Source organism: Streptomyces sp. NPDC005181 (genome assembly GCF_040608395.1).
Classification (GTDB): domain Bacteria; phylum Actinomycetota; class Actinomycetes; order Streptomycetales; family Streptomycetaceae; genus Streptomyces.
The window spans coordinates 1-6,600 of sequence record NZ_JBEXID010000179.1; the positions used below are offsets into that span (position 1 = coordinate 1).

Consider the following 6,600-nt stretch of genomic DNA (forward strand, 5'->3'; position numbering starts at 1 on the left):
GGCACTGTTTCACGTGAAACAGTGCCCCTCGTCGCATCGGCCGGCTTTGAGATCAGCCCGTCGGCTTCATCGGCGTCAGGCAGAGAACCACACCGCTTCGGCTCTTACGGCTGCCGGAGGTTTTGGCGCGCGCACGCTATAGCACCCCGGCGGCGCGGCTCCACCGGAACATCGCCACTGCGACGATCGTGTAGAGCGCGGCAACTCCGATCACCACGGTGGCCGACTCGCCGTCAGGAGGCAGGGCCAGGGCGGCTACTGCGGCAGCGCCCACAAAGGCCACGTTGAACAGCACGTCGTACAGGGCGAAGATCCGGCCGCGGAAGGAGTCGTCCACCGAGGTCTGCACGACGGTGTCCGTTGCGATCTTCACTCCCTGGGTGACCAATCCGAGGACGAACGCCGCGACCAGCATCGGTCTGGGGCTGAACCACAACCCCAGCGCTGGTTCGAGGACGGCGGCCGTGGCTGCACAGGCCGCTATCCAGCGGAACCGGCCGAGTCGCCCCACCGCCCAGGGCGTCACCACGGCCGCCGCGAAGAATCCCGCACCTGAGAACCCCACGGCAAGGCCGAGCAGGGCCAGTCCGCCGGAGTCGCTGTCGGACCAGGCGTACCGGCACAGCATCAGCACCATGACGGTCAGCGCCCCGTAGCAGAACCGGATCACCGTGATGGCGGCCAGCGCCCGTGCTGCGTCCTTCCGTTCCGCCAGATGGCGCAGTCCGCCGACGAGTCCCTGTGCGGTGGTGGCCAGGGCGTCCTTCAGCCGGAGACGCGGGCCGTCCGGATCCGGCCCGAGGAGATCGGCCGCGAGGCGCAGGGATGCCAGCGCCGACGCAAGGTAGAGCCCCGCACCCAGCAGCACGACTGCTGCATCTGAGTCCGCCGCGACCAGACGTACGGCGAAGGCAAGGCCGCCGCCCGCCGTGGCGGCGAGCGTTCCCGCGGTCGGTGAGAGCGAGTTGGCCATGATCAGCCGGTCCCTGTCGACCACCCGGGGCAGTGCGGCCGAGAGACCCGCCAGCACAAAGCGGTTGACCGCGGTGACGCACAAGGCCGAGGCGTAGAAGAGCCAGTCGGGCGCGGTGCCGAGGATCAGCAGGGCGGTGCAGCAGGCGAGGGCAGCGCGCAGCAGGTTGCCGTACAGAAAGACCTGGCGGCGCGGCCAGCGGTCCAGGAAGACGCCGGCGAAGGGGCCGATGAGTGAGTACGGCAGCAGCAGTACGGCCATCGCGGAGGCGATGGCTCCCGCCGATGTCTGCTTCTCCGGGGAGAAGACGACGTGTGCGGCGAGGGCGACCTGGTAGACGCCGTCGGCGGACTGGGAGAGGAGCCGTACGGCGAGCAGACGACGGAAGTTCCGAAGGCGCAGGAGTACGCGCAGATCACGTACGACAGGCATGAGGGCAAGGGTCACATACGTTGAGGGTCCCTGGGCGGATTGCCCAGGGACCCTCAACGATGTGGGAGAGACGGAGCGTTGCCGCTCGTCACGCCCCTACGGTGACACGCCGTTGCCGGTCGGGTCAGCGCTCGACGTCGCCGTTGATGAACTTCTCGACGTTCTCGCGGGCCTCGTCGTCGAAGTACTGGACCGGCGGGGACTTCATGAAGTACGAGGACGCGGAGAGGATCGGGCCACCGATGCCGCGGTCCTTGGCGATCTTCGCGGCGCGCACGGCGTCGATGATGACACCGGCGGAGTTCGGGGAGTCCCAGACCTCGAGCTTGTACTCCAGGTTCAGCGGAACGTCACCGAAGGCGCGGCCCTCGAGGCGCACGTACGCCCACTTGCGGTCGTCCAGCCAGGCCACGTAGTCCGACGGGCCGATGTGCACGTTGTCCGCGCCCATATCACGGTCACGGATCTGGGAGGTGACGGCCTGCGTCTTGGAGATCTTCTTGGACTCAAGGCGCTCACGCTCGAGCATGTTCTTGAAGTCCATGTTGCCGCCGACGTTCAGCTGCATCGTGCGGTCCAGGACGACACCCCGGTCCTCGAAGAGCTTCGCCATCACGCGGTGCGTGATGGTGGCGCCGACCTGAGACTTGATGTCGTCACCGACGATCGGGACACCGGCCTCGGTGAACTTGTCAGCCCACTCCTTGGTGCCGGCGATGAAGACCGGGAGGGCGTTGACGAACGCGACCTTGGCGTCGATGGCGCACTGCGCGTAGAACTTCGCAGCGACCTCGGAACCGACGGGCAGGTAGCAGACGAGAACGTCGACCTGCTTGTCCTTGAGGACCTGGACGATGTCGACCGGGGCCTCGGGGGACTCCTCGATGGTCTCGCGGTAGTACTTGCCCAGACCGTCGTGGGTGTGGCCGCGCTGGACGGTCACGCCGGTGTTCGGCACGTCGGCGATCTTGATCGTGTTGTTCTCGCTCGCGCCGATGGCGTCCGCGAGGTCGAGGCCGACCTTCTTCGCGTCGACATCGAAGGCGGCGACGAACTCGACGTCACGCACGTGGTACTCGCCGAACTGGACGTGCATCAGACCGGGCACCTTGCCGGCCGGATCGGCGTCCTTGTAGTACTCGACGCCCTGCACCAGCGAGGCGGCGCAGTTGCCCACGCCGACGATGGCTACGCGAACCGAACCCATTCCGGTTGCTCCCTGTGTTGAGTGTTCTCGGTGATTCCGATGAAGGCCCTGCGGAACTGCCGGGACTTCATTTGCCGGTGTCGTCGGACGGATCCGGCGGGGTATGACCCCGATGCCGGGGCAGGCCGTCCGTCTCTCCTGCTGTATTCTGCGGAGCCGAGCTCTCGGGCGAGGATCGTCGCCGATCCCGTCCCGACCGCTCGCTCTCGATGAGCTCGTTCAGCCAGCGCACTTCGCGCTCCACGGACTCCATGCCGTGTCGCTGCAGCTCAAGTGTGTAGTCGTCGAGTCGTTCGCGGGTTCGTGCCAGAGAGGCGCGCATCTTCTCCAGGCGCTCCTCCAGCCGGCTGCGGCGGCCTTCCAGCACGCGCATCCGCACCTCGTGCTCCGTCTGCCCGAAGAAGGCGAAGCGGGCTGCGAAGTGCTCGTCCTCCCAGGAGTCGGGGCCGGTGTGCGAGAGCAGCTCCTCGAAGTGCTCCTTACCTTCTGCCGTCAGCCGGTAGACGATCTTGGCGCGTCGCCCAGCCAGTGAAGAAGCAGGGGCGACCGCACGGCCGGTGACGGGTGGGAGGTCGACGGGAGCATTTCCTGTCTCCTCGATCAACCAGCCGTTGGCGACCAGCGTCTTGAGGCAGGGGTAGAGGGTGCCGTAGCTGAAGGCGCGGAAGATCCCCAACGAGGTGTTGAGGCGTTTGCGCAGTTCGTACCCGTGCATCGGCGACTCGCGGAGCAGGCCGAGTACGGCGAATTCGAGGATGCCGGAGCGTCTGCTCAACTTCGCCTCCTCCTTACTCCGAGTGCTCTCGCGGAGCCCTATGCCGAGCTGATGTATCGACTCGATACATCCAGACGATAGATCGCTCATCGCGTTGCGACAAGGGGGACCGTCGTGAACGGCGTCACATCATCAATTCGTAGGAAGCGACTTGCGTTATTTGGGGTGAACTTCGGCTCTAGGGGGGTTTTGAGCGTGCGTAGTCTGTGCGGGATGCAGACCACCGGGAACCGTGTGGCGTCCGCGCGCGTCAGTCATCGCGGACCGACCGGATCGGCTGCGGATGAGCCTGTCGCAGGGCTGGTCCGTAATTCGGGGGGACCGGATCTCAACTGCCGCTTCCAGGCGTTCTCGCCTGCCCGAGGAGTAGTCGTTCGATGAGCGAGCACCGTCGCAAAACGCAGCAACCGCAAGGTGGCGGGCGTGCCGCGGCCAGACGAGCCGCCCAGTCGTCCTCAGGACGCCCTGCAGCGCCGTCACGCGGAGTAACTGTCGAGTCACCTTCCGATTCTTATGGCGGGGAGAGTCCGTACGGCGGACGCGCCGAGGCGAGGAGGGCCGCCCAGCGCGGCGGACGTCGTGCCGCCGAGGGGGGTGGCGCAGGTTATGGCGGAGGGGGTCGCCGTCGCGGTGGCGGCGACGGGCGCGAAGGCCCCGGCCGGGGCCGGGGGCGCGGTAATCAGCCTCCTGTCAAGAAGCGCTTCATCGACTACCCGCGCGCCGGCAAGTACGGAGCGAGGCGCTGGCTGCCGTCGTGGAAGCTGGTCTCCGGTCTGTGCATCGGCTTCCTCGGCCTGCTCATGGGCTTCGCCGGGCTGGCGTACGCGATGGTCGGCACGCCCAAGGTGAAGGATGCTGCCAGGGCGCAGAACAACGTCTACTACTGGGCTAACAACACGCAGATGGTCGCGACGGGTGGTGAGACCAACCGTCAGATCATCGATTACTCGCAGATCCCCGTAGCCATGCGGAACGCTGTCATCTCGGCAGAGAACAAATCGTTCGAAACGGACAGTGGTATCGACCCCATGGGTATCGCCCGGGCCTTGTACAACATGGCCAAGGGCGGTGAGACCCAGGGTGGCTCGACGATCACCCAGCAGTATGTGAAGAACTCGCGGCTCAATCAGGAACAGACTCTGAGCCGTAAGTTCGAAGAGCTCTTCATCACGCTCAAGGTCGGCAAGACGGAGACCAAGCGCACGATCATGGAGGGCTACCTCAACATCTCGTATTACGGACGAGGTGCATCGGGGCTCCAGGCCGCAGCGCGTACGTACTACGGCAAGGACGCCAGGGAACTGGACGCGAGCGAGTGTGCCTTCCTGGCCACGCTGCTCAAGGGCGCGACCTACTACGATCCGGCGGGTGCGCCCGAGTACGACCCCATACAGGCCACCGCGGCGAAGAACCTGGCTCGCGCGAAGACGCGCTGGGCCTGGATCCTCGAGGAAGAGGTGAAGGACGGCCGGATGAAGCCCGAGGATCGCCAGAAGTACCTGAAGCAGGGGTTCCCCACGCCGGACCCGCCGAAGAAGACTGCGAAGTTGGGCGGCCAGATCGGTTATCTGGTGGACCTGGCCAAGGCGAACTTCCTCAACAACAACACCACGGGCGTCACCGCGGACAAGCTCGCCCAGGGCGGATACGAGATCCACACCACCTTCGTGAAGAGCAAGGTGAACAAGCTCAACGCCGCGGTCAAGAAGGTCTACGACAGCAAGATCAAGCCGAAGCAGCGCCCTAAGACGGACACGCACGTTCAGTTCGGTGGCGCGTCGGTGGATCCGGAAACTGGTGCCATCGCCGCGATCTACGGCGGCCAGGATGCGACGACGCACTACACCAACAACGCCGACACCACCGGTGCGCAGGTCGGTTCGACCTTCAAGCCGTTCGTGCTGACGGCCGCGATGCAGTACGGCAAGCGTGACCCGAAACTCGGCGAGGACCAGGTCGATTCGGCACGTACCCAGGTCTCGCCGAAGAGCATCTACAACGCCGACGACATGCTGAAGATCAAGAAGTACGACGGTGAGGTCTGGACCGATGAGAACGGCAAGGAGTGGCTGCAGTCCAATGACGGCCATGAGTCGAGGGGCAACATCACCCTTCGCGAGGCCATGCAGTGGTCGGCCAACTCCCCGTACGTCCAGCTCGGTATGGACGTAGGCACCGACAAGGTGAAGGAGGTCGCCATCGCCGCAGGTCTGCGCGACGACAGGTCCATGGCGGACTCGACCGTTCCGTCCTTCTCCATCGGTACGTCCCAGCCGAGTGCGATCCGGATGGCGGGGGCGTACGGCACCTTCGCCACCAGCGGTATGCGGCACGATCCTTACTCGGTCGAAGAGGTCAAGCTTCGCGGTGAGGTCATCTATCGGCACAAGAAGGTCAACAAGCGCGCCTTCGACGACGCCATCGCCGACAACGTCACCGACGTCCTGAAGAACGTCGTGGAGAAGGGAACCGGCACACCTGCCCAGCTCCCCGGCCGCGACGTGGCGGGCAAGACGGGTACGACGGACGACAACAAGTCCGCCTGGTTCGTGGGCTACACCCCGCAGCTGTCGACGGCCATCAGCATGTACCGGCTGGACGACAACGAGAAGCACCAGAACCGTAAGTTCGAGAAGATGTACGGGACGGGTGGCGAGCAGACAATCCACGGTGCCTCGTTCCCGGCCCAGATCTGGCACGACTACATGATCGAAGCGCTGGACGGAACGACGCCCGAGAGCTTCCCGAAGCCGCAGCCCTGGGGCGAGACGATCGGCGTGCCGAGCCCCTCGCCGACGCCGAGCGCCACGCCGTCGGAGACTCCTTCGAGCATGCCGTCCTTGACGCCTTCGACGACTCCCTCCGTTCCGACCTCCGACCCGAGCAACAGTTGCGGGGCATGGGACTGGAACTGCCAGAACAACAGCGGTGGCACCGGCACAGGCGGCACCCCCGGTACTACCAGCGGCGGCACGGGAGGTACGCCCACCCCGACCGGGCCGTCGTCGTCTCCCGGGAACCCCGGGGGAGGCAACGGGAACGGGAACGGCAGCATCTTCGGAGGCCCGGCCGGTTGACGTCGCCGCGGCCGATCGGTGACCCAGCGATTCGATCGGCCGAAGAAGACAGGTGAGGGTCGCGGCGGGGGGGGGGGGGCGGGGCCGCCGGCCCCCCCCGCCACACCATAATGACTGAGACTGAATTTTTATGTGT

General features: G+C 65.8%; 4 protein-coding genes. 1 reads left to right on the forward strand and 3 read right to left on the reverse strand.

Annotation, left to right across the window (positions count from 1 at the left end; genetic code table 11):
* Positions 1 to 136: 136 nt before the first annotated feature.
* The 3 genes from ABZV38_RS39130 to ABZV38_RS39140 form a co-directional block, all read right to left on the reverse strand.
* Entirely contained in the window at positions 137 to 1,405 is a 1,269-nt protein-coding gene (locus tag ABZV38_RS39130) for an MFS transporter (RefSeq protein WP_356333591.1), read from the reverse strand.
* A 124-nt stretch (positions 1,406 to 1,529) separates the two neighbouring features.
* A complete protein-coding gene (locus tag ABZV38_RS39135) occupies positions 1,530 to 2,612 on the reverse strand; it encodes an inositol-3-phosphate synthase (RefSeq protein ID WP_356333593.1) in 1,083 nt (360 codons plus the stop codon).
* A 67-nt stretch (positions 2,613 to 2,679) separates the two neighbouring features.
* Complete coding sequence (locus ABZV38_RS39140) at positions 2,680 to 3,387, reverse strand: helix-turn-helix transcriptional regulator (RefSeq protein ID WP_356333595.1); 708 nt, start codon at positions 3,385 to 3,387, stop codon at positions 2,680 to 2,682.
* Positions 3,388 to 3,764: 377 nt separating this feature from the next.
* Between ABZV38_RS39140 and ABZV38_RS39145 the strand changes: the two genes are divergently transcribed.
* Positions 3,765 to 6,464, forward strand: a complete 2,700-nt coding sequence (locus ABZV38_RS39145) for a transglycosylase domain-containing protein (RefSeq protein WP_356333597.1) — start codon at positions 3,765 to 3,767, stop codon at positions 6,462 to 6,464.
* The last annotated feature ends 136 nt before the right edge of the window (positions 6,465 to 6,600 follow it).

Bases quoted from the DNA above. Each gene is read 5' to 3' on its own strand.
- ABZV38_RS39130 (WP_356333591.1), bottom strand. From the start codon at position 1,405: ATGCCTGTCGTACGTGATCTGCGCGTACTCCTGCGCCTTCGGAACTTC.
- ABZV38_RS39145 (WP_356333597.1), top strand. From the start codon at position 3,765: ATGAGCGAGCACCGTCGCAAAACGCAGCAACCGCAAGGTGGCGGGCGT.
- ABZV38_RS39135 (WP_356333593.1), bottom strand. From the start codon at position 2,612: ATGGGTTCGGTTCGCGTAGCCATCGTCGGCGTGGGCAACTGCGCCGCC.